This window comes from Streptomyces sp. CA-210063 (assembly GCF_024612015.1).
In the GTDB taxonomy this organism is placed as follows: domain Bacteria; phylum Actinomycetota; class Actinomycetes; order Streptomycetales; family Streptomycetaceae; genus Streptomyces.
On record NZ_CP102512.1, the window covers coordinates 5,150,853 to 5,172,640 of the forward strand.

8 protein-coding genes and 1 pseudogene are annotated in these 21,788 nt (G+C 73.2%); 6 read left to right on the forward strand and 3 right to left on the reverse strand.

Going from position 1 to position 21,788, the window contains the following annotated elements; all coding sequences use genetic code 11:
- The first annotated feature begins 95 nt into the window (after positions 1-95).
- Positions 96-509: a hypothetical protein gene (locus tag JIX56_RS22350; RefSeq protein WP_257542978.1), complete on the forward strand. Its 414-nt coding sequence runs from the start codon at positions 96-98 to the stop codon at positions 507-509.
- Positions 510-542: 33 nt separating this feature from the next.
- Here the strand turns inward: JIX56_RS22350 and JIX56_RS22355 are convergent, their stop codons facing one another.
- Complete coding sequence (locus JIX56_RS22355) at positions 543-3,458, reverse strand: SpoIIE family protein phosphatase (RefSeq protein ID WP_257542979.1); 2,916 nt, start codon at positions 3,456-3,458, stop codon at positions 543-545.
- A 187-nt stretch (positions 3,459-3,645) separates the two neighbouring features.
- On the opposite strand from JIX56_RS22355, the gene rutA reads away from it, so the two are divergent.
- From rutA to JIX56_RS22370, 3 genes are all read left to right on the forward strand, one after another.
- Positions 3,646-4,722 carry a pyrimidine utilization protein A gene (gene rutA / locus JIX56_RS22360; RefSeq protein ID WP_257542980.1) on the forward strand — a complete coding sequence of 359 codons (1,077 nt, stop codon included), beginning with the start codon at positions 3,646-3,648 and terminating at the stop codon, positions 4,720-4,722.
- Between the two features lie 84 nt (positions 4,723-4,806).
- Positions 4,807-5,583, forward strand: coding sequence for a hypothetical protein (locus tag JIX56_RS22365; RefSeq protein ID WP_257542981.1), 777 nt, complete (start codon positions 4,807-4,809; stop codon positions 5,581-5,583).
- 146 nt (positions 5,584-5,729) lie between these two features.
- The gene (locus JIX56_RS22370; RefSeq protein WP_257542982.1) at positions 5,730-6,302 is read left to right on the forward strand and encodes an AMIN-like domain-containing (lipo)protein; all 573 of its coding nucleotides are present in this window, start codon (positions 5,730-5,732) and stop codon (positions 6,300-6,302) included.
- A 219-nt stretch (positions 6,303-6,521) separates the two neighbouring features.
- On the opposite strand, the gene JIX56_RS22375 is transcribed toward JIX56_RS22370, so the two are convergent.
- The gene (locus tag JIX56_RS22375) at positions 6,522-7,325 is read right to left on the reverse strand and encodes a HEAT repeat domain-containing protein (RefSeq protein WP_257542983.1); all 804 of its coding nucleotides are present in this window, start codon (positions 7,323-7,325) and stop codon (positions 6,522-6,524) included.
- 169 nt (positions 7,326-7,494) lie between these two features.
- Here JIX56_RS22375 and JIX56_RS22380 point away from each other — a divergent pair, with 169 nt between their 5' ends.
- Positions 7,495-20,283, forward strand: coding sequence for a non-ribosomal peptide synthetase/type I polyketide synthase (locus JIX56_RS22380; RefSeq protein ID WP_257542984.1), 12,789 nt, complete (start codon positions 7,495-7,497; stop codon positions 20,281-20,283).
- Positions 20,284-20,324: 41 nt separating this feature from the next.
- Here JIX56_RS22380 and JIX56_RS22385 read toward each other — a convergent pair.
- Positions 20,325-21,112: pseudogene (locus JIX56_RS22385) on the reverse strand (YqjF family protein).
- A 151-nt stretch (positions 21,113-21,263) separates the two neighbouring features.
- Here JIX56_RS22385 and JIX56_RS22390 point away from each other — a divergent pair.
- Entirely contained in the window at positions 21,264-21,764 is a 501-nt protein-coding gene (locus JIX56_RS22390) for a hypothetical protein (RefSeq protein ID WP_257542985.1), read from the forward strand.
- The last annotated feature ends 24 nt before the right edge of the window (positions 21,765-21,788 follow it).

Below are 21,788 nucleotides of genomic sequence, written 5' to 3' on the forward strand. Positions count from 1 at the left end.
ACGCGGGGCCACCGGGGCCCACGACCCGGGGTGCCCGCACCCGGCCGGCGACCGACGGCCGCGCGTCTCTACACCCACAGGGGGATCGCGAACCCATGCGTACCAAGCGTTCACTTCTCGGCGCCCTCGGCACCATCACCCTGGTGCTGGCCTCCGCCCTGACCTCCGGCACGGCCCAGGCGGCGCCGTCCGCCGCCTCTCCGACGACCTCACCGGCCGTACGCTCGGAACTCCTGAGCCCCGGCTCCGGCATCATCTGCAGCTCCGGGAACTTCTGCGCCTCCGTCTGGGACCCGGCGGCGGGCCGGTTCCGGGTCTTCTACTTCTTCAACTGCGCCCGCTACTCGCTGTCGAACTGGAACGAGTGGGGCGAGGCCCAGAACAGCCAGACCGGCGGCGCCGTCGCCCGCATCTACGGTTCGAGCGGCAACGAACTGCGCTCCTACCCCGCCGACAACGCTGTCTACGGCGTGGACTGGGCGCCCGTCTATTCCATCCGCAACTGCTGAGCGGAAAGCGGCACGGGGGCGACCTGGGCTGACCTACGGGTCGAGGTCTCCGAAGGAGAGCGTGTCCAGGTCGCCGTCGAAGCCCTCCGGGGTCGGGAACATCAGCTCCAGCGGGTCGGGCGGCGGGTCGCGGTGGGGGTCGGGGCCGGTGAGGGACTGTTCGGTCCAGATGCACTTGCCGGTGGTGGTGTAGCGGGTGCCCCAGCGCTGGGAGAGCGCGGTGATGAGCTGAAGGCCCCGGCCGCCCTCGTCGGTGTCGGTGGCCCGGCGTATGCGGGGCATGGTGAGGCTGCCGTCGAAGACCTCGCAGACCAGCGCGGAGCCGTGCAGGAGGCGGAGGCGGACGGGGCCCTTGGCGTGGCGTACGACGTTGCCGACGAGTTCGCTGGCGAGGAGTTCGGTGGTGGGCGCGAGGTCGTCCAGGTCCCAGGCGGCGAGCTGTTCGCGGACGTGGCGGCGGGCCTGGCCGGCGGCCTTCGGGTTGTCGAGCAGGGACCAGGAGGCCATCCGGTCGTCGGTCAGGGCGTGCAGGCGGGCGACGAGGAACGCGGCGTCGTCGGCCGCCGGGTGCTCGGCGGGGAGCAGACCATGGGTGAGGGTGTCGCAGAGGCGTTCCAGGTCGGCGGCGGTGCCGTCCTCGTGGGCGGTGCGCAGCAGCCCGGCCAGGTCGGCCATGCCCTCGTCGATGCCCCGTTTCGCCGACTCGATCAGCCCGTCGGTGTAGAGCACGAGCAGGCTGCCCTCGGGCACGGTCAGCTCGACCGTCTCGAACGGCGGGTCGGCCGCGCCGAGCGGCGGGTCGGCGGTCAGTTCGGGGAAGTGCACGGTGCCGTCGGGGTGGACCAGGGCGGGCGGCGGGTGTCCGGCGCGGGCGATGGAGCAGACCTGGGTGGTGGAGTCGTAGAGGGCGTACAGGCAGGTGACGTACGACTCCTCGCCCATGGCGGTGACGATGTCGTTGAGGTGGCTCATGATCTCGTCGGGGGGCAGTTCCAGGTCGGCGAGGGTGTGGACGGCCGTGCGGAGCCGGCCCATGGTGGCGGCCTCGGACAGGCCGTGGCCCATGACGTCGCCGACGACGAGGGCGACCTGGCCGCTGGAGAGCGGGATGACGTCGTACCAGTCGCCGCCGACGTCCATGCCCTGCCCGGCCGGGAGGTAGCGGGCGGCGGACTCGCAGGCGGCGAGGGCGGGCAGGGCCTGCGGGAGCAGGGCGCGCTGGAGTTCGCGGGACCGGGTGTGTTCGAGGTCGTAGAGCCGGGCGCGTTCCAGGGACTGGGCGAGGAGGGCGCTGATCGCGGTGAGGAGGGTGCGTTCCTCGTCGATGAGGCGGCGCGGCCGGTCGAAGGAGACGATGCACACACCGAAGGTGTGGTCGGACGCCGTCAGCGGCAGGAACGCCCAGGACTGTTTGCCGGACCTGGCCAGCAGCTCGGCGTGCTGGGGCACGTACGCGACGTACTCCTGCGGTGAGGAGATGAAGATCGGGGTGCCGGAGTTGATCGCGTCCCAGGCGGGGCCGTAGGGCGTCTTGGGGAAGTGGTTGACGAGAGTGATGAACTCGTCCGAGTAGCCGACGGCTCCGACGTTGTGGAGCCGGCCGCCCTCCACGGCCTGGACGAGGAGTCCGGTGGCGGCGAACGGCGGCAGCACCCATCGGGCGACCGCCTCGACGACGTCCTGCGAGGTGGTCGCCTTGGCGAGTGCGGCGGTCAACGCGGCGATGCGGTCGGCCCGTTCGGAGGCGGCGCGCTCGGCTTCGCGGTGCTCCTCCTCCAGCCGCCGTTTCTCGGTGACGTCGGTGAAGTAGACGGTCCGGCCGTCGGGCCCCGGGACCAGCCGCAGGTGGTACACGCTGCCCCGGTCCGGTATGCGTACGTCGAACCCGGAGGGTTTCTCCTCGGCGGCGGCCTGCCGGCAGCGGCTCTCCACGCCGGGGGTCTCACGCAGGGACGGCACGTCCCACAGGACGCGCCCGAACAGCTCCTCCTCGGAGAGGCCGAGGGTGCGTTCGGCCTCCAGGTTGGCGAAGGTGATCCGCCAGTCGGCGTCGACGGCGAGGAAGCCGTCGCTCATGTGCCGCAGGGCCCGGCTGAGCGCGTCCCGGGCGGACCGTGACTCGTTGCTCTCCCACCCCACGCCGATCATCCGGTGGGGTTCGCCGTGCTCGTCGTAGGTGGCCCGGCCGCGGGCCCGCGTCCAGCCCCAGGTGCCGTCGAATCGCCGTACGCGGTACTCCGCCTCGTACACGCCGTGGTCGCGGATCGCCCGCTCCGCCGCGGCCAGGGTGGGGGCGAGGTCGTCCGGGTGGACGATCCGCATCCAGTTCTCAACCTTGCCGGTGAACTCGGACGCTCTGGTGCCGTAGAGCTCCAGGGCCGCCTCGTCCCAGATCAGGTCGCCGGTGCGGATGTTCCAGTCCCAGGAGCCGACGCTGACCTCCTTCAGCGCCTGCCGCAGCCGCTCGCCGTTCAGCTCGGCCTGGGGAGGGCCGGACGGTGGCGGCGCCTGCGCCATGCGGTCCTCGGTCCACTCGACGAGCGCCCGCAGGAACTCCCACTCCTCGTCGGTGGGTTCGCCCCGGGCGCCGGTGAGGACGGTCAGCGCGCCTATCGTGCGGGCACAGCCGGCCACGGGTAAGGAGACCAGGCCGGTGCCGGGCCAGGCGATGGCCATGGAGCCCAGCGGCGACCACGATCCGCTGCCGCGGTGGAGGGCGCGGGCCGGGGGCAGCGGGCCCTCCTGGTCGATGATCTCCCACGGGCGGGTGAGCGCGGGCGGGAGGCCGGTGACCGACACCAGCCGCAGGGCCGACATGGGGCCCCTGAGGTGGATCATCCCCCCGAGGGCGCCGAGTTCGCCGACCGCGTGCTGGAGCGCCAGCCGGAAGACCTCGCTTTCCGCGACACCGGGGTCCACCGTGCTGAGCAGGGCCAGCCGTGCGTTCATGAGCCAGACTTTAACGTTCTACTCATACGTAAGGCAGTCCGCCACAGGAATTCCACAGCGGCTCCCCCGTGTCGTCCTCAACGCGTCCTCGATGCCGCCCTCGACGTCCGCCCTCCGCGCCGGGCATCCGCACCAACGGCGTTGGCTCCAGGGTGAGTTGACTGGCCGATCATGGATCATGGGCGGCATGGACATCGGCGTTTTCCTCCCCATCGGCAACAACGGCTGGCTCATATCGAAGAGTTCACCGCAGTACCTGCCGAGCTTCGAACTGAACAAGGCGATCGTGCGGAAGGCCGAGGAGCACGGCCTCGACTTCGCGCTCTCCATGATCAAACTCAAGGGCTTCGGCGGCGAGACCGAGTTCTGGGACCACAACCTGGAGTCCTTCACGCTGATGGCGGGCCTGGCCGCCGTGACGGACCGCATCAAGCTGTACGCCTCCACCCCGATCCTCGCCCTCCCGCCGGCGATCGTCGCGCGCATGGCCGTCACGGTCGACTCGATCGCCCCCGGCCGCTTCGGCGTCAACATCGTCACCGGCTGGGCGCCCGGCGAGTACTCCCAGATGGGCCTGTGGCCCGGCGACGACCACTTCGGCAACCGGTACGCGCGCGCCGCGGAGTACGTCACCGTGATGAAGGACCTGTGGCGCGACGGCGTCAGCGATTTCAAGGGCGAGTTCTACGAGATGGACGACTGCGTGCTGTCCCCGCGCCCGGCGAACGGCCACATCGACATCGTCGCCGCCGGGCAGAGCGGTACCGGGATGCGGTTCGCCGCCGAGCACGCCGACTACAGCTTCATCCTGGGCAGCGGCGTCAACACCCCGCTCGCCCTCGCCGGCTCCACGGCCACGCTGGTCGAGGCGGCGGAGCGGACGGGCCGCGACGTGGGCGCCCTCTCCCTGTTCATGGTCATCGCCGACGAGACGGACGAGGCCGCCCGGGCGAAGTGGCAGGACTACCACGACAACGCGGACCACGCGGCCCTCGCCTACATGGCGGGCGAATCGGCCTCGGACACCACCGCCGACGACTCCTCCACCGCCCGCACGATCGTCCTGCCCGAAGGCGCGGTCAACTTCAACATGGGCACGCTGGTCGGCTCCTACGAGACGGTCGCGAAGATGCTCGACGAGGTCGCCGAGGTCGACGGCACGAAGGGGATCATGCTCGTCTTCGACGACTTCCTGGCCGGCGTCGAGAACTTCGGCACGCGGATCCAGCCACTGATGAGGTCGCGGGAGGGGCGGTCCGCGTGACCAAGATCTGATGAACGTCGTTGGGCCGCTGCAACACCAGGTTGTTGCGACACCAGGATGTCCGGCCCGACCTCAGCAGGCGCCATGTTCAAGATGTTCAAGGCATTCAAGACGTCGCTCAGGACGTTGATCAAGACGTTCGTCGAGCAGTACGCGAAGAACCAGCAGATCAAACGGGATCTGCTGGTTCAACGCGGTGAGCAGGAACGACTCTGGCGGGAGGAGGACCGCGCGGTCCTGCGGGCCGCCCTCGCCGCGAACCGGGTCGCCCTCGAACAGCACAACGGCACGCTCCAGCGCGCGGCAGGCGTCTCGTACCTCACGCTGCGCTGCCACGAGGACACCTGGACCTTCCTGGCCCGCACGGCGTTCGGCATCTGGGAGCCCGGCTGGACCCAGAGCACACGCGACCCGTACGACCGGGTCGGTCCCAGCGCGACCAGGGCGGCCCACTTCACCGCGAACCCCAACCTGCCGCCGGGCCGCATCACCAAGGCGGACGGCGGCATGCAGGACGTCCTGCTCTCCGGCCACAACCTGGTCCTCCTCCTGGACGCCCTCCGCGAGGCCACGACCGCCGAGACCACCGCCAACGGAGCCCGCTGCAAGACCCTCTACGACCGCCTCGCGTCCTTCACGGCCAAGCTCGACCCGGCCGCGCCTCCCGGCCGCAGCACCGGGATCCTCTGGCGGATCGACGACAGCCTGCACAGCCAGTACGTGAACCGTCCCCCGGGCGGCGCCGGCCCGGGCACCACCGGCCGCACCACGACGACCCCCCTGCTCCGCAAGGTCCCGTCCCCGGCCGCCCCTACGGCTCGCCGCCGTCATCCTGAGCGGAGTGGGTCGCCGGTCCAGTGAGTGGCTGGGATTCGGGGCGGCTGGGATTCCAGGCGGCTCGGATTCCAGGGGTACTTCCCCGCAACCGGCATACAACCTTCCGCCATACCGGGCCGTCTCCTCCGATAACAGCGCTACGACAGCGTTACGTCATCAAGGGGGACAACATGCGACGAATCGGAGCCGTGCTGGCGGCACTCGTGCTCGCGGGGACCGCACTCGGGACGGCGGCGGCCACCGCGAGTGCCGCGCCGGGGGGCGCCTCGCGGGCCGCCGCGGCCTGCCCGACGGGCTGGGGCAGCGGCACCAAGGGCAGCCCCGACAGCGGCGCCGTGCCGCTGGCGGACATCAGGACCGGCCGGCACGACTGCTTCGACCGCATCGTGTTCGACGTCCCCGGCGGCGGCGACCACATTGGCTACTACGTCCAGTACGTCGACCGGCTCCACCAGGTCGGCTCGGGCGACCCCATCCCGGTGAGCGGCGGGGCCATCCTCGCAATCCGGGTCGCCGCGCCGAGCTACGACCCGGAGACCGGAGGGGTCGCGTACCCGGGCGACGTGGCCGAGCCCCTGCCCGGCGTGAACATCTCCGGCTACCGCACCTTCCGCGACACCCGGTTCGCCGGCAGCTTCGAGGGCGAGACCCAGCTAGGCGTCGGCGTCCGCGCCCGGCTGCCGTTCCGGGTGATCCAGCTGCCGGACCGGCTGGTTGTGGACGTGGCCCACACCTGGAACTGACGGCAGCCTCTTCGCCTGCCACAAATCCCGCCGACAGCACGGCCTGGCACCCCTCGCGGACCAGCCACGAGACGGAGTACGGGGTGTTCCTGACCCACCTGACGGGGTGCGCTGCCTGCGGGTACGGGCAAGTGCGGTGGGAGAAGGCCACGGAGCTGTGGCAGGCGTACAAGACGGCCCGGAAGAAGCGGACATGAGCGAGCGCGGTGTGCTGACGTGTCACGACGAGTCGCGTACCGCCTCCACCGCCTCCCGTACGTCCGGATGCGGATCGTCGGCGAGGCGGTCGAGGAGTTCGCCGACGCCGGGAGTGGACCAGCCGGAGACCGTCCAGACCAGTTCCTCCCGTACGCCGGGATCGGGGTGGGCGGAAAGGCGGGTCAGTCGGTCGAGTGGGCCCCGGCGGCGCATGCCGAACCAGTGCAGGGCCTGGCGGAGCGCGACCGGGTCGCCCGGGTCGCCGGCCGCTTCGACGCGGGCGAGGAGCACGCGGACGGGCGGCGGCGGGCCGTCCAGGGGATGGGGGAGCCGTTCGCGCAGGCGGCGCGCCCCGTAGCCGCCGCGCACCCGGCAGCCGAAGCACGTGCAGGGACGGATGCCGTGCACGTCCGGCAGATAGCGCCACCCCACCACCTGCGGCGCCGCCCGCACCCGGTGCACCTCGCGCGGCCGGATCGCCCGGGGCACGAACACCTCCCACCCCCGCGGGTCCGCCAGCCCCGAGATCCGCTGTACCGCCTCCGCCGAGGGGACGGTGGCCTGGGCGCTCCGCGCACGGTCCGTATACCGCCCGACCAGCACCTCCTGGGCGTCGTCCAGCCGCACATGGACGGCCACCAGCCCGCCCCGGCTGCCGAACCGGCCCAGTTCGCGCAGCCATTGGTGGGTGAGGGTGTACGACGGCAGCACGGGGAAGCAGTACACCCCACGCGCCCCGTCCTGCCCCTGAGCGGTCGCGCGGACTCCGGAACGCCGGATGCGCGGCGCGTTGGCCGCCGAGGTGAGGTGCACGAACATCGCCATGGCTGGGCATGCTAGGCGGCCTTGGCGAAGTCCCGTGCGGTACCGCGCCTCGTAAGGGGCGCGGGGAACCGCGCGACCAGCCCCCACCGGCCGGTCGTACGGCGGCTCGGACACGCGGGCGTTCGACGGCGACGGTGTTCCGCGCGGCCCGACTTGTAATCTCCGCACGGTGGAGAGATCGAATGAAGGTACGAACGGCGGAGCGGCGGACACAGGGGCGGAGACGCTGCTGGACGTGCTGCTGACGGCGGCGCGGGAGACCCCGGGCCAGACCGTCGTTCATGTCCGGGGAGACGGCGGCGAGCACACGGTCACCTTCGCCGAACTCCGGGACGACGCCCTGCGTGTGGCGGGCGGGCTGATGGCGGCCGGCGTGACACCGGGCACCCCGCTGCCGCTGGTCGCCGACCGGGGCGACGCCTTCCAGCCGATGTTCTGGGGCGCGCTGGCGGCGGGAGCCGTCCCCGTACCGCTCGCCCCGGAGCCGCGCCGGATCGGCCCGGTGTGGGAACTCCTCGGCAGGCCGCCCGTGGTGGTGGACGGGTCGACGGCCGCCGTCGTCGCCGCACTCGACTGTGCGGCAGGCGCGTTGCGGCTGGACGCGCTCCGCGAAGGGCGCCCGCCCCGGCACCTGCCGCGCCGCTCACCCCACGACATCGCCTTCCTCCAGTTCTCCTCCGGCAGCACCGGCGCGCCCAAGGGCGTGGAACTGACCCACGCCGGCGTCCTCGCCAACCTCCGCCAGATCCGCGCCGCGATGGCAATCACCGCCGACGACGTGATCGCGACCTGGATGCCGTACTTCCACGACATGGGTCTCATCGGCACGCATCTCGTCCCGATGGCCGCGCGCCTGAAGCAGATACGGATCGAGCCGCTGTCCTTCGCCAAGCGCCCGGCGCTGTGGTTCGAGGCCGTCGCCCGTCACCGCGCGACCCTCCTCTCGGCCGCGAACTTCGCCCTCGCCCTCGCGGTACGACGAGTGCCGGAGGCCACCCTCGCCGGGCTCGACCTGAGCTGCGTACGGCTGATGCTCGTCGGCGCCGAGCCCATCGCACCGCGCGTCTGGCGGGAGTTCACGGCCCGGACGGCTCCGGCGGGGCTCGACCCGCGCGCCCCGCTGCCGGTGTACGGCCTGGCCGAGGCGACGCTCGCGGTGACCGTGCCGCCGCTGGGCGAGATCGCCACGCCGCTGGTACTGGACCGGGCCGCGCTCAGCCGGGGGCGGGTGGTGGAGGCCGAACCGGGCCCGAACGCCGTGGAGTTGATGGACCTGGGGCGGCCGGTGGAGGGCTGCGAGGTCCGGATCACCGGCGCGTCCGGAGGACCGTCGGGTGAGTCGCGGGTCGGGCATGTGGAGGTGCGGGGGCCGCAGTTGGGGCGCGGGTACCACCGGGCGCCCGAGGCGAGCGCGGACGCGTTCGGGGGCGACGGCTGGCTGCGTACCGGTGACCTCGGCTTCCTGCGGGACGGGCGGCTGTGTGTCACCGGGCGCCACAAGGACGTGGTGTTCGTCAACGGCCGTACGTTCCACGCATCGGACCTGGAGGAGACGGTCGCCGCGACGCCGGGGCTGCCGCCGGGTGCCGTGGCGGTCGTGGGGTCGACCGATCCGGACGGTGGGGGCGAGCGGGTCGTCGCGTTCGTGCAGTGGGCGCGGCCCGAGCGCTCGGCTGCCGCCCCGGTGCTCCGGGCGGCCGCCGGGCGGCTCCGGGAGGCCCTCGGCCACGACGACGTACGGGTGCTGCCGCTGCCGCCGGGGGCGTTCGCGCGTACGACCAGCGGGAAACTGCGCCGAGGGGTGCTGCGCGGCCGGTTCGAGGCCGGGACGTACGCGGCGGTCGAGGCGCGCTGGGCAGATACCCGCGTCGGAGCGGACGTGCGGACCGGAACGGCTGTCCCCCGGTCGCCGCGTGCGATCGAGGAGTCCGTACGAGGGGTCTGGGCGCGGGTTCTGGAGCGGGACGCGGCCGAGATCGGACTTGAGGAGCGGTTCTTCGACCTCGGCGGGTCCTCACTCAAGGCGATGGCCGTGCTGGGCGGGCTGGAGGACACGTTCTCCGTGACGGTGGAGCCGGCCGCGCTGCGGGACCACGACACGGTGGCGGGACTGGCCGGGCATGTGCTGGAGCTGCTGGGCGGGGCGAGTCCGGGTGAGGAGGGGCGCGGCCCTCGCAAGGGCCGCAGGCCCTTCAGGGGCGCGGGGAACTGCGCGCCCAGCCACGACACACCCGCAGCCGCCACCACACAGCTCCCCCCGAGCCATGAGGCGAGTGGCACCGGCACCGGCACCGATACCGGTACCGGTACCGCCGCACCCCTCGCCGTTCTCTCCGCAGCCTGTCGTTTCCCCGGCGTCGAGACTCCCGAAGCCTTCTGGGAGTTGCTGGCCACCGGCGGGAACACGGCCGACGCGGGGCCCGTGCCCCGCGCGAACGGCCGCCCCGGCGCCTTCCTCTCCCACCCCGCCGCCTTCGACGCCGACTTCTTCCGCATGGACGACGCGGAGGCGCGGACGACCGACCCGCAGGCGCGGATCTTTCTCGAGCTGGCCCATGAGGCGCTGGAGCGTGCCGGGTACGCGGGACCACGGCGGGCCGGCCGCAGGGTCGGGGTGTTCGCGGCGACCGGGGACAGCGGATACCGCGAGATCCTGGCCGAGGCCGCCGACGGCGACCTCGCCCGCCACCCGGCCGCGCTCACCGGCAACCTCCCCAATCTGATCGCCGCCCGCGTCTCCCAGGTACTGGACCTGAACGGCCCGGCCCTCGCCGTCGACACGGCCTGCTCCTCCGCGCTGGTCGCCCTGCACCTGGCCCGGCGCAGCCTGCTCTCCGGCGAGTGCGACCTCGCCGTGGTCGGCGGCGTCAACCTGGGCCTGACCCCGACCGGCCACCGCCTCCTCGAAGCGACGGGCGCGCTGTCCCCGACAGGCCGGTGCCGCGCGTTCGGCGCCGACGCCGACGGTTTCGTACCGGGGGAGGGCGGCGCGGCGATCGTCCTCGCCCGCCTCGACGACGCCCGCACCGCCGACGACCCGGTCCTCGCCCTCGTACGCGGTACGGCCGTGAACAACGACGGCCGCTCGCTCGGCCTCCTCGCCCCCACCCCGCGCGGCCAGCGTGAGGTGATCGGCCGGGCGTACGAGGAGTGCGGCGTCGATCCGGCCGACGTGTCGTACGTCGAGGCGCACGGCACGGGTACGCCGATCGGTGACCCCGTCGAGGCGCAGTCGCTGGGGCAGGCGTTCCCGCCCCGCGCCGACGGGGTCCCGCGCCGGCTCGGCTCGGTCAAGTCGAACCTGGGGCACCTGCTCAACGCGGCCGGCATGCCCGCCCTCGTCAAGGTCGTCCTCGCCCTCTCCCACCGCCGGCTCCCGCCGTCCCTCCACACCACCCCACCCGCCCCCTTCCTCGAACGCGTCGCCCCCGGCTTCCGCCTGGTCACCGAGCACGAGGAATGGACCGAGGCGGAGGACCGCCCGCTGATCGCGGGCGTCAACTCCTTCGGCTTCGGCGGCACCAACGCACACGCGGTGCTGGAGGAGGCGCCGAGGGACGCGGCCGGGCCCACGCCCATGCCCACACCCGGCCCCCACCTGCTGACCCTCTCCGCCCGCACCCATGCCGCACTGCGCGTCGCCGCCGCCGAGTTGGCCGCGCGGCTGCGGGCCCACCCCGAACTGGACGAGGGCGACGTGTGCGCCACCGTCAACACCGCCCGGGACGAGGGGCCGTACCGGCTGGCCGTCGTGGCGGAGGGCGACCTCGCGGAGCGGCTCGAAGCGGCCGGTCGGGCGGGTTCCGCGAGCGCGGCGCCGGCCGCCGTACGGGCGTCCCGGCCGCGCACGGTGTTCGTACTGCCTGGTCAGGGGGCCCAACGACCAGGCCTCGGACGGGAGTTGTACCGCTCGGCGCCCGCGTTCCGTGAGGTCCTGGACGAGGCGTCCTCGCTCACCGGGCCGGTCCTCGGCCGCACCCTGGCCGCCTGGTGTCTGGACGAGGACGCCGACCCGGCGGCCCTGGCCCGGACGGAGGTGACACAGCCGCTGCTGGTGGCGTTCGGGGTGGCGCTGGCCGGGCAGCTGGCTGCGTGGGGGGTAGCGCCCGACGCGGTCGTGGGGCACAGCGTCGGCGAGATCACCGCCGCGTGCGTCGCCGGGGCCCTGCCCCTCGCCGAGGCGGTCGGTTTCGCCGCCGAACGCGGGCGACTGGTGGGCGGGCTCGCCGCGCCGGGCGCCATGGCGGCCGTACGGGGGGACGAGGACACCGTCGCCTCCGTACTCGCCGAGTCCGAGGGCACCCTCTGCGTGGCCGCCGTCAACTCACCGACCCAGGTGGTGCTGGCGGGCGAGCCGGACGCCGTCGACCGCGCGGTCGCCGCCCTCACCGCCCGCGGCGTGGCCGCCCGCCGCCTCCGCGTCTCGCACGCCTTCCACTCCCCCATGCTGAACCCCGTCCTCGACCCCCTCCACAACGCCGCGAAGACCCTGACCGTCCACCCCGCCACCGTGCCCATGCTGAGCACCGTCACCGGCGAGTGGAACCCCGACCTGACCTCCGACTCCGGCCCCAGCTCCGGCCCCGACTCCGGTCCCGGCTTCGGCTATTGGCGCGACCACGCGATCCGCCCCGTCCGATTCGGCGCCGCCATCACCCGGCTCCTCGACGAGGGCTACGACACCTTCGTCGAACTCGGCCCCGGCGACTCCCTCTCCGGCCCGATCCACGCGGTGACCGCCGCGCATTCCGGCGTCGCGCCCGCTGAGGTGGAGGTCCTCCCGGCACTGACCGCACCGAGATCGGGAGCGGGAGCAGGAGCAGAAGCGGCAGCAAAAGCGGAAGCAGGGGCAGGAGCGCTGCTTGAGACGGTCGGCCGGCTCTGGACCCGTGGAACCCCGCTCTCCCCGCACTCTCCGGCCTCTCCGGCCTCTCCGGCCTCTCCGGCCCGGAGCACGGTACGGCGACGGGTGCCGGTCCCCACGTACCCGTTCCAGCGCCGCCACCACTGGCCGGAGCGACTCGACACGGCACGTGGATCCGACACGGCACCTGGGTCCGGTACGACAACCGCATGCGAGTCGACGCCCTCCGCGCCCGACGGCATACCCGCCCCGCCCCAGCCCCTCCTCTGGCGCGACGCCCCACTGACCGCCGCCCCCGGCCCCGATGCCGTACGCCTGGCCGGCGCCGACACACCCCTCCGACGGTCCCTCACCGACCAACTCACCCGGCGCGGAGTGACCGTGCTGCGGCAGCACGACGCCTCGCCGACAACCACCCCGGAGACCGTGCTGTGGTTCGCCGGTGACCCGACAGGGGCGGAGTCGGAGACCGCCGCCGCCGTCTCCGCCCTGCGCGAGGTACTGCCGTCGCTCGGCACGACCGCCACCCGCCTGCTGCTCGTCACGGAGGACGCGTACAGCACCGGCATCGCCGACTCCCCCGCCCGCCCCCGCCCCGCACAGGCGCTCCTGCACGGCTTCGCCCTCGCCCTCCCCGAGGAACATCCGGGCCTCTCCTCACTGAGCATCGACCTGACGGCCCAGGACACCCTGGGTTCCCAACTCGACGCATTGACAAGGGAGTTGTGTGCCACCACCCCACCCGACCCCGGCGCGGGCGGCACCGTCGCCTGGCGTACGGGCCGCCGCCTCACCCGTACGACCATGCCCGCGAACGACGGCTCAAAGCCCCCGATACCCCCACTCCCCCTCCCCCGGAACGGCACCTACCTGATCACCGGTGGCGCAGGCGGCCTCGGCTCCGCGCTCGCCCGCGACCTCGCGGAACGCGGCACCCCGACCCTGGTCCTCACCGGGCGCACCCCCACCCCACCCCGCGCCCTGCTCACCGACCTACGCGCCCTCGGCGCCCGCGCCCGCTACCAGACGGCCGACGCCACCGAAGCGGCCGACGTCGACGAACTCATCGCGGGACTGCCACCCCTGGACGCGGTGTTCCACGCGGCCGGTACGGCCCGCCCCGGCAGCCTGCGCGGCAAGCCGGACGACGAGATCGAGGACATGCTCGCCGCCAAGGTGCGCGGCACGACGCTGCTCGCCGAGGCACTGCGGCGGCACGGCCAGGAGGGCGCCGTATGCGTCGCCTTCTCCTCCGTCTCCGCCGTACTGCCCGGCCTGGCCGGCGCCCTCGGCGACTACGCCGCCGCCAACTCCTTCCTCGACGCCTTCGCCACCGCCGAGCGCACCGCGGGCCGCCCCTGGCGGTCGATCGCCTTCGGCCCCGTCACCGACACGGGCCTGGCCGCAGTTACGACACCGCAGCACGGCCCCGGCCTCGGCACACAGGACCGCCGACTCCGGTCTCACGGCCTCGCCCCCATGACCGCACGGGCCGCCCTCGCGGGCCTGCACGCGGCGGTCGCCCTGGACGCGGCCCACGTACTGGTGGCAGGCACGGGCGTGGCGACCCCCGCACCCGTCCCCACGCGAACCGACTCGACCGCGCCCGTCCCCACGCAAACCGACTCGACCGCGCCCGTCCCCACGCAAACCGACTCGGCCAAGCCCCTCCCCACAACATCCCACCCCCAAAGGGCTGTTCAGCGGCAGGACCTGCCCCAGCCGTCCCACGTCACCACGGTCATACGCCGCCTCCTGGCCGACGCGCTGCACCGCGCCCCGCAGGACATAGGCGACGACGAACAGTTCCTCACCCTCGGCCTGGACTCCCTCAGCGCCGTCGACCTCGCCCGCCGCCTCGAACGCGAACTCGGCCTGCCCCTCCCGGCCACCCTCCTCTTCGAGTACCGCACGATCGGCGAACTGGCCGCCCACCTGGCCACGACCCCGCCCGTGCCGGCGACGCCGACAGCGACCGTCACCCCGTACGCCCCCTCGCCGACACCCACACCCGAAGACCGCCCCCTCCCCCTCACCCCCCTCCAACTCGCCTTCCACACCACCGAAACCCTCCACGAGGGCATCACCGCCTACGGCTATGTACGCCAGAGCATCAGCGGCCCCCTGGACACCGTCCTCCTCGGCCGGGCCCTCGCCCGCCTCGCCGCCCGCCACCCCATGCTGCGCCTGCGGATCACCGGTGACGGCGGCGCACGGCCCCGCCAGTACGTCGCACCCGCCGGGCCCGTGGACGCGGCACCGCGCTGGTTCGAGATCGGGGACTCCCACGATCCGCGTGATTCGCGCGATCCGCGCGATCTGCGCGATCTGCGCCGGCTCGAACAGGACCTGTGCAACCGCCCGTTCGACCTGACGACGGAGGACCCCGTACGAGCCCTCCTCGTCCAGGACCGTGACGACGCCCACCTCGCCCACCTGCTCCTGGTCGTCCACCACGCCGCCGCCGACGGCTACAGCCTCAAGCTCCTCGCCGAGGACCTCTGGTCCCTCTACACAGCCCTGACCCGAGGGGATGAGAAACCCGAACTCGAAGCTCCGCAGGCCGAGTTCGGCGACTACGCGACCGCCGTGACCGCCGAACGCCAGTCCCCGGCGTACGCCCAGGACCAGCGGTACTGGCGCGACCGCCTGGCCGAACACACCACCGCCACCGCGCACCCCTCCCTGCCGTACGACGGAGACCCCGAAGCACCCCCCACCCCGCCCCTCACCCACCACCGCACCGGCATCGACGAGGCACTGACCGCCGCGCTCCGCGATACGGCCGCGCGGCACGGGGTCTCGTTGTTCCACCTGCTGCTGGCGGTGTACGGCCGCTGTCTGGCGCGGTGGAGCGGGCGGCGGGCCGTGGCGGTCAATGTGGCCCGGGCCCGGCGGGAGTTGCCGATCGCGGGCATCGACCGTCTGGTGGGGCCGCTGGCCGACACCCTGCCGGTGTTCGTGACCACCGCCCCCGACGAACCGGCCACCGCGCTCGCCGGCCGGCTGCGGGAGATCTGGCGGGAAGCCGAGGCCCACGCGACCCTGAGCAGCACCGACTTCGCCCGGCTGCTGTCCGAGGTGCGCCCCACCACCGGCCCGGCGCCGCGCACGGCGGCCGAGGCGGGGTTCAGTTTCGCCCGCTTCCCTGTGGTCCACGGCCCCGACTGGCCGGTCACCGTCACCCCGACGGCCGCCGCCACCGCCTCCGCCGCCACCCGCCTCGGCCTCCTCTGCTGGGAGGCCGACGCGAGCCTGCGCCTGTCGTGGAACCACCCGGCCCACCTGTTCCGCCCCGAGACCGTCCGCCGCCTCGCCGACGAGTACGTCACCGAACTGCGCGCGGCGGTCGCGGACTTGGCGGATACCTCGAACGCCCTGACGGCCACGGCGGAGGCAGCGGCGACCGCCGTGACGTCCCCTCGGGAGGCGGCAGCGACCTCATCCACCGTCACGGCCACCGGCGGAATCGTGAGCCGCCTGCACGCCCAGTTCCGCGCCACCCCCCACTCCATCGCCGTCGACACCGGTCGGACCACGCTCACCTACGCGGCCCTCGACACCGCCTCCGCCGCCCTCGCCGCCCGCCTGCGCGCCCACGGCGTACGCCCCGGCGACCTGGTCGGGCTCCTCACCGAACCGGGCGGCACGGACACGGTCACCGGAGTCGTCGGCATCCTGCGCGCGGGCGCCGGCTGGGTACCGCTGGACGCCACCCACCCCACCGCCCGACACCGGGATCAGCTGTCCCGTACGGGAGTGCGCGTACTGGTCTGCGACAGGACGACCCACGAAGCGGCCGCAGGCCTGGACGGCATCACCCCGGTCACCGTGACCGAACCGGTCACCGTGACCGAACCGGCCACCGTGACGGAACCGGCCACCGCGACCGAACCGGCCACCGCGACCGAACCGGCCACCGTGACGGAACCGGCCACCGTGACCGAACCGGCCGACGTGACCGAACCGGCCGACGTCCTACCGACCGCCGACCCTCACGACAATGACACCCCCACCCCTGACCCCCAAGCCATCGCCTACGTCATCTTCACCTCCGGCTCGACGGGCCGCCCCAAAGCCGTCCCCATCACCCACCACGCGATGACGAACTACCTCGACTGGTCACTGGCCACCTTCGGTTACGGCCCGGGCGACCGGCTGGCCCAGACCGCGTCGGTCTGTTTCGACGCCTCCGTACGGCAGTTGCTGGCCCCGCTGCTGGTGGGCGCCACGGTGCACACCCTCTCCCGGGACCTGCTGCGGGACCCCGACGCGCTGCTGGACCGTGTGGTGGCGGACCGCATCACGGTGTGGAGCTCGGTACCGACCCTGTGGGAACGCCTGCTGACCGCCGCCGAGGAACACACCCGGCAGCACGGCACGCCCCCCGACCTCTCCGCCCTGCGCTGGGTCCACGTGGGCGGCGAAGCACTGCCCGCAGCCCACGTACGCCGCTGGTTCGACCTACTGGGCACAGTCACCGGCACCGGCAGCGGCCCCGGCCACCACCGGATCGCCAACCTCTACGGCCCCACCGAAGCCACCATCAACGCCACCTGCCACATCATCGACACCCGCCCGGCCGACGACGTACGCCACCTCCCCATCGGCCGCCCGATCACCGGCACCGAACTGACCGTGGCCGACGAGGACGGACACCCCTGCGCCCCAGGCGACTCCGGCGAACTCCTCATCGCCGGAACCGGCCTCACCCCCGGCTACCTGGGCGACCCCCACCTCACCGCCGCCGCCTTCACCGAACGGGACGGCCGCCGCTGGTACCGCAGCGGCGACCGCGTCCGCCGTACGGCCGACGGGGTGCTGGAGTTCCTGGGCCGGCTCGACGACCAGGTCAAGATCCGTGGCCATCGCGTGGAACTCGGCGAGATCGAGGCCGCCCTGCTCACCCACCCGGACCTGGCCCGCGCGGCCGTACTGCTGCGCGACGGACGACTCGTGGCCTACGTCGAGCCCCGGACCCCCGCATCCACCCCCGACCCCCGCGAGGTGCGCGCCTTCCTCTCCCGCACCCTCCCCCCGTACATGCTCCCCGCCCGCATCCACTCCCTCCCGGCACTCCCCCTGACCGGCACGGGCAAGATCGACCGCAACCGGCTCGCGCCCCGAAGCGACACCACGGCGGACACGGGCGCCGAGCCGCAGCAAGGCCACCCGCGCACGCCGCCCGCATCCCCCACCGAACGCCTGCTGGCACGCGCCTGGTCGGAACTGCTGGACGTCCCGGAGCCAGAAATCCACCAGCAGGACGACTTCTTCACCCTCGGCGGCGACTCCATCACCGTGCTGGAACTGTTCTCCCGCCTACGCCACGACCGCCCCGCACTGCCACGCCCGACCGCCGTCTACACGCACCGCACACTGACCGCCCTGGCGGCAGCCATCGACGCGACCCCCACGACCACGCCCCCAGCCGAGACCAGGCAGACCGAGCCCACCCTCACCCCGTACCCCCTCACCCCCTCCCAACAGGGCTTCCTCCTCGCCGACGCCCTCGCCTCCGGCGCTCCCGGAACTCCCGGTACCCCCCGCGCCAACCCCGCCTGGCTGGCCCGCTTCCGTATCCACGGCCCCCTGAACCCGGACCTGTTCCAACGCTCCGTCGACGTCCTGATGGCCCGGCACCCCATGCTCCGCACGGTCTTCCCGTCCGGCGCCCGCCCACCCGTGCAACAGGAACTCCCCGCCTCGCTACGACTCCCCGTAGAGACGGAAGTCCTGTCCCACCCCGACCTGCTGGAGGAACGCGTCGCCGAGGAGGCGCGCCGCCGTTTCGAACCCTGGGCCTGGCCCCTGCTGCGCCTGCGCCTGTTCACCGTCGCCCCCGACGAGCACATACTCCTCGTCCACGCCCACCACCTCATCGGCGACGGCTACAGCGCGGCCCTGCTCACCCGTGAACTCCTCACCGTGTACGGCCGCTTCGAACGCGGCCTGCCCCACGGCCTGGAGCCCCTGCACTCCACCTTCCGCGACCACGTCCACCACCGGACCACGCACCACCAGCCCGCGACCCCCCAGGCACCGCACCCGCAGACCGAGGAAGGCCAGGAAGGCCAAGAACGCCAGGAAGGCCAGGAAGGCCAGGAACACGAGGAACGCGAGGAACGCCAGGAATACCGCACCCGCCACCACACCCCGTACACCCCACCCGTCCTACGGACACCCCGCCCCGGCACCCCCACGCGGGACATTGCCGCCTTCCACACCACCACCTTCACCCTCGACGCCGACCACACCCACGCCCTCCGCCGCCTCGCGTCGCAGACCGCCGGCACCACCCTCTACGCCCCTCTCCTCACCGCGTACTACCGCGCCCTCACCACCCTCACCGGCCACCGCGACCTGGTCCTCGGCCTGGCCGTCACCGGCCGCGACGAGACCACACCGGACGCACACCACGTCTTCGGCCCCTTCGCCGAGGCGGTGGCACTACGCCCTGCCCTCCACCCCTCTTTCGTCCCCTCCCCCTCCCCCATCCCCATCCCCGACTTCGACGAGGACCTCCGCCGTATCGCCGCCGAGACGATCGCGGCCCGCACCACCGGCCCCCTGGACCTCCGTACGCCCCAAGGCCTCCCCCGTACCGCCCAGTTCTTCTTCACGTTCCTCGACTTCGCCTCCCTCGGCACACCCCCCGACACGACCCTGACCCTCCACGCCGACGACACCGAAACGGCGCTCGCCCCGCCGCCGGTGGGCACGGACGTCTTCCTGGCGGTACGCCCGTCCCCGACCGGCGAAGGCCTACGCGTCACGGCCCGCGCATCGGCGACAGCCCTCACGTCCGACGAACTCACGGACTTCGCGGGGGAGTTGCGCGCCCAACTGGAAGCCGCACCGCACGGGAAGATCACGGCCCCCACCCCTCCCCTCGACGCCGCCCTCATCGGCTACCTCCCCGCCCCGCACCACCTGGCCGCCTTCGCCGGCCTCCCCCCACACGCGGCCCCCAGCCGCGAACAGATCCGCGCCCTCCTCTTCCCGGACGGCAGGGCCAGACTCCTGGAGAGCATCACCACGCCCCTCGGCAGATCCGGTTTCGTCTCGCTCCCCCTCTTCGCCGACGAGCTGACGGGCCCGTTCCCCACCGGGGACCTCCCCACCCACACCGCACGGGCGGTGGAACACGCCGCGTCCCTCGGCGCCCGCTGCGTCTCACTGGCCGGCATGATCCCGTCCCTCACGGGCTACGGCTACGACGTCCTCCGGGAGACCTCGGCGACGCCCGCCCCCCTCACCGCGACCCTCACCACGGGACACGCGGCCACGACCGTCGCCGTGGTCAAAACGGTCCGCACCGCACTCACCGCGACCGACCGCGACCTCTCCGAGCTGACCCTCGCCGTCGTCGGCTGCGGCTCCATCGGCACGTCATCGCTGCGCCTGCTCCTGGCCCGCAGCCCCCACCCCCCGGCCCGACTCCTCCTCTGCGACCTGCCGGGCAGCGCCCCGCGCCTCCACGACCTCGCCACGGAACTGTCGGTCGATCACCCCACGATGGCCGTCCAGGTGGTCGAGTCGACCGACACCCGGACCCTCCCCACCGAGGTCTACGAGACAGCCGACGTCATCGTCACGGCGGTCAGCGGGGGCCCGACGACCCTGCTGGACGTCGACCGGCTACGGCCCGGCACGATCGTCGTGGACGATTCTTTCCCGCACTGTTTCGACACCGCGCGGGCCCTGGACCGTATGCGGCACAAGCAGGACGTACTGATCGTGGGAGGCGGCCTGCTGGCCCTGGATCCCACCGAGACGCACCTGTCACCGGACCTCCCGGCCCTCGCCCGCACCGGCCGGGCCACGGCCCGCACCCAGCACCACCTCCCGGGCACCCTGGCCTCCTGCCGCCTGGAGTCCCTCCTCCACGCCCACCACACCGCCTCGGACTCCGGTACGGAACTCCCCCTGATCCACGGCCTGGTCGACCTCCCCGGCGCCCTCGCCCACTGGGACGCCGCCGAAGCCGCCGGAGTCCGCCCGGCCCCCCTCCACCTCCTCGACCACGCCATCCCACCGGAGGCCCTCGCGACCCTGCCCCCACCGCCGTCCCGGCCCCAGCCCTCGCTCTGAGCGGCGGCGCCGACACCGTGACGGCCCGAAGGCACCTCACGTCACGGCGTCGGAATGCCCGCCGGCCGGGCCGGGCGGCCGAAGCGGGCCGGGACGCCGGGCGAGTACAGGACACTCACCGGCGGCCCGACAGGCGCCGGAAGCCCCCCCCCGCGACCACGAGGTCCTCCTCGCACTTCACCAGCTCGGCCCGGTGCAGCGGCCACCGCGGATGGGCGTTGGGCAGGAACATCGACCGCCCGAAGAAGGCCCCGTGCATCCCCCAGCGCGCGGTGAGGAAGTGCTCCAGCCCGGTCGGCTCGTCGATCCGCTCACCGACCCGCACGACGATCCGGCTCCGCGCCCCGCGCGGCCCGGGCCAGCGCCGGGAACTGGTGTACGTGACGACATCGCCGCCGCCGTCGCCGTCGGTACGGGCCTCGATGGCCATCCGGGACCACAGGTACGGCATCCGGAAGCCGATCCGCCCCACCGCCACCGGCAGCAGCCGCGACGCGTCGAGCGAACGGAAGACGACGCCACGCCGCCCGTGCCGGTCCACCGAGTAGAGCCGGACATTGGTCTCCGGGAAACTCCCCAGGTAGGGCACGCCCGGCAGCCGCAGCCACCCCACCTTGTGCATCCGGAACGCCACCAGCCCGACGTACGTGACCCCGTCCAGCGTGTCCGGCACGGTCCCCGACGGCAGCAGCCCGGCGACGTCATCCGGCTCGACGGCCCAGTGAAGGAAGGTCAGATCGAGCCAGGACTGCGTGAGCAGGGGCCGCGCTATCGCCTCGGGCGCGTCGGCGGTTATCGGGACCGGGGGCTGTTCGAACGGCTGCGACACCGGCCCAGTATGAGCGAGCCGCTTCCTCCCTCTTTCCAGGCCTCTCCCTGAGAGCAGTGCTTGCCTAAGTCAAGCAATCCCCATATGCTTGAGTGAGTCAAGCAATCGAGTGCCTCACGGGCCACAGCCCACCCACCGGACGGAGCCCGCCATGGACACAGCGCCCCTCACGCCCCCGGCGGCCCCCGGCCCCCTCTCCTCCTTCGCCCGTTTCGTACTCACCGGCGGCGGAGTCGGCCTCCTCTCCAGCGGCGCGGTGGCCCTCCTCGCCGACTCGATGCCCTGGGCGGTGGCCAACGCGATCATCACCATCGCCTCCACCCTCCTGTGCACCGAACTCCACGCCCGCTTCACCTTCGGCGCCGCCCACCGCCCCGGCCGGCGCGAACACGGTCAGTCCGCCGGCTCGGCCGCCGCCGCGTACGCGGTGACGTCCGCCGCGATGCTCGCCCTGCACGCGGTCCAGTCGTCCCCCGGCGCCCTCACCGAGCAGCTGGTCTACCTCAGCGCCTCCGGCCTCGCGGGCATAGGCCGCTTCCTGGTCCTGCGGCTGTGCGTGTTCGCGGCGGACCGTAGCCGGAAGCCGCTCACCACCCCCCAGCTCCACATCCTGAAGAAGCCGACCTCCCTCCCGGCGCTGACGCCGGCGTAGGCGTATCGCCCAGGGCGAGCTCAG

Bases quoted from the DNA above. Each gene is read 5' to 3' on its own strand.
- rutA (WP_257542980.1), top strand. From the start codon at position 3,646: ATGGACATCGGCGTTTTCCTCCCCATCGGCAACAACGGCTGGCTCATA.
- JIX56_RS22370 (WP_257542982.1), top strand. From the start codon at position 5,730: ATGCGACGAATCGGAGCCGTGCTGGCGGCACTCGTGCTCGCGGGGACC.
- JIX56_RS22350 (WP_257542978.1), top strand. From the start codon at position 96: ATGCGTACCAAGCGTTCACTTCTCGGCGCCCTCGGCACCATCACCCTG.
- JIX56_RS22355 (WP_257542979.1), bottom strand. From the start codon at position 3,458: ATGAACGCACGGCTGGCCCTGCTCAGCACGGTGGACCCCGGTGTCGCG.
- JIX56_RS22365 (WP_257542981.1), top strand. From the start codon at position 4,807: ATGTTCAAGATGTTCAAGGCATTCAAGACGTCGCTCAGGACGTTGATC.
- JIX56_RS22375 (WP_257542983.1), bottom strand. From the start codon at position 7,325: ATGGCGATGTTCGTGCACCTCACCTCGGCGGCCAACGCGCCGCGCATC.
- JIX56_RS22390 (WP_257542985.1), top strand. From the start codon at position 21,264: ATGGACACAGCGCCCCTCACGCCCCCGGCGGCCCCCGGCCCCCTCTCC.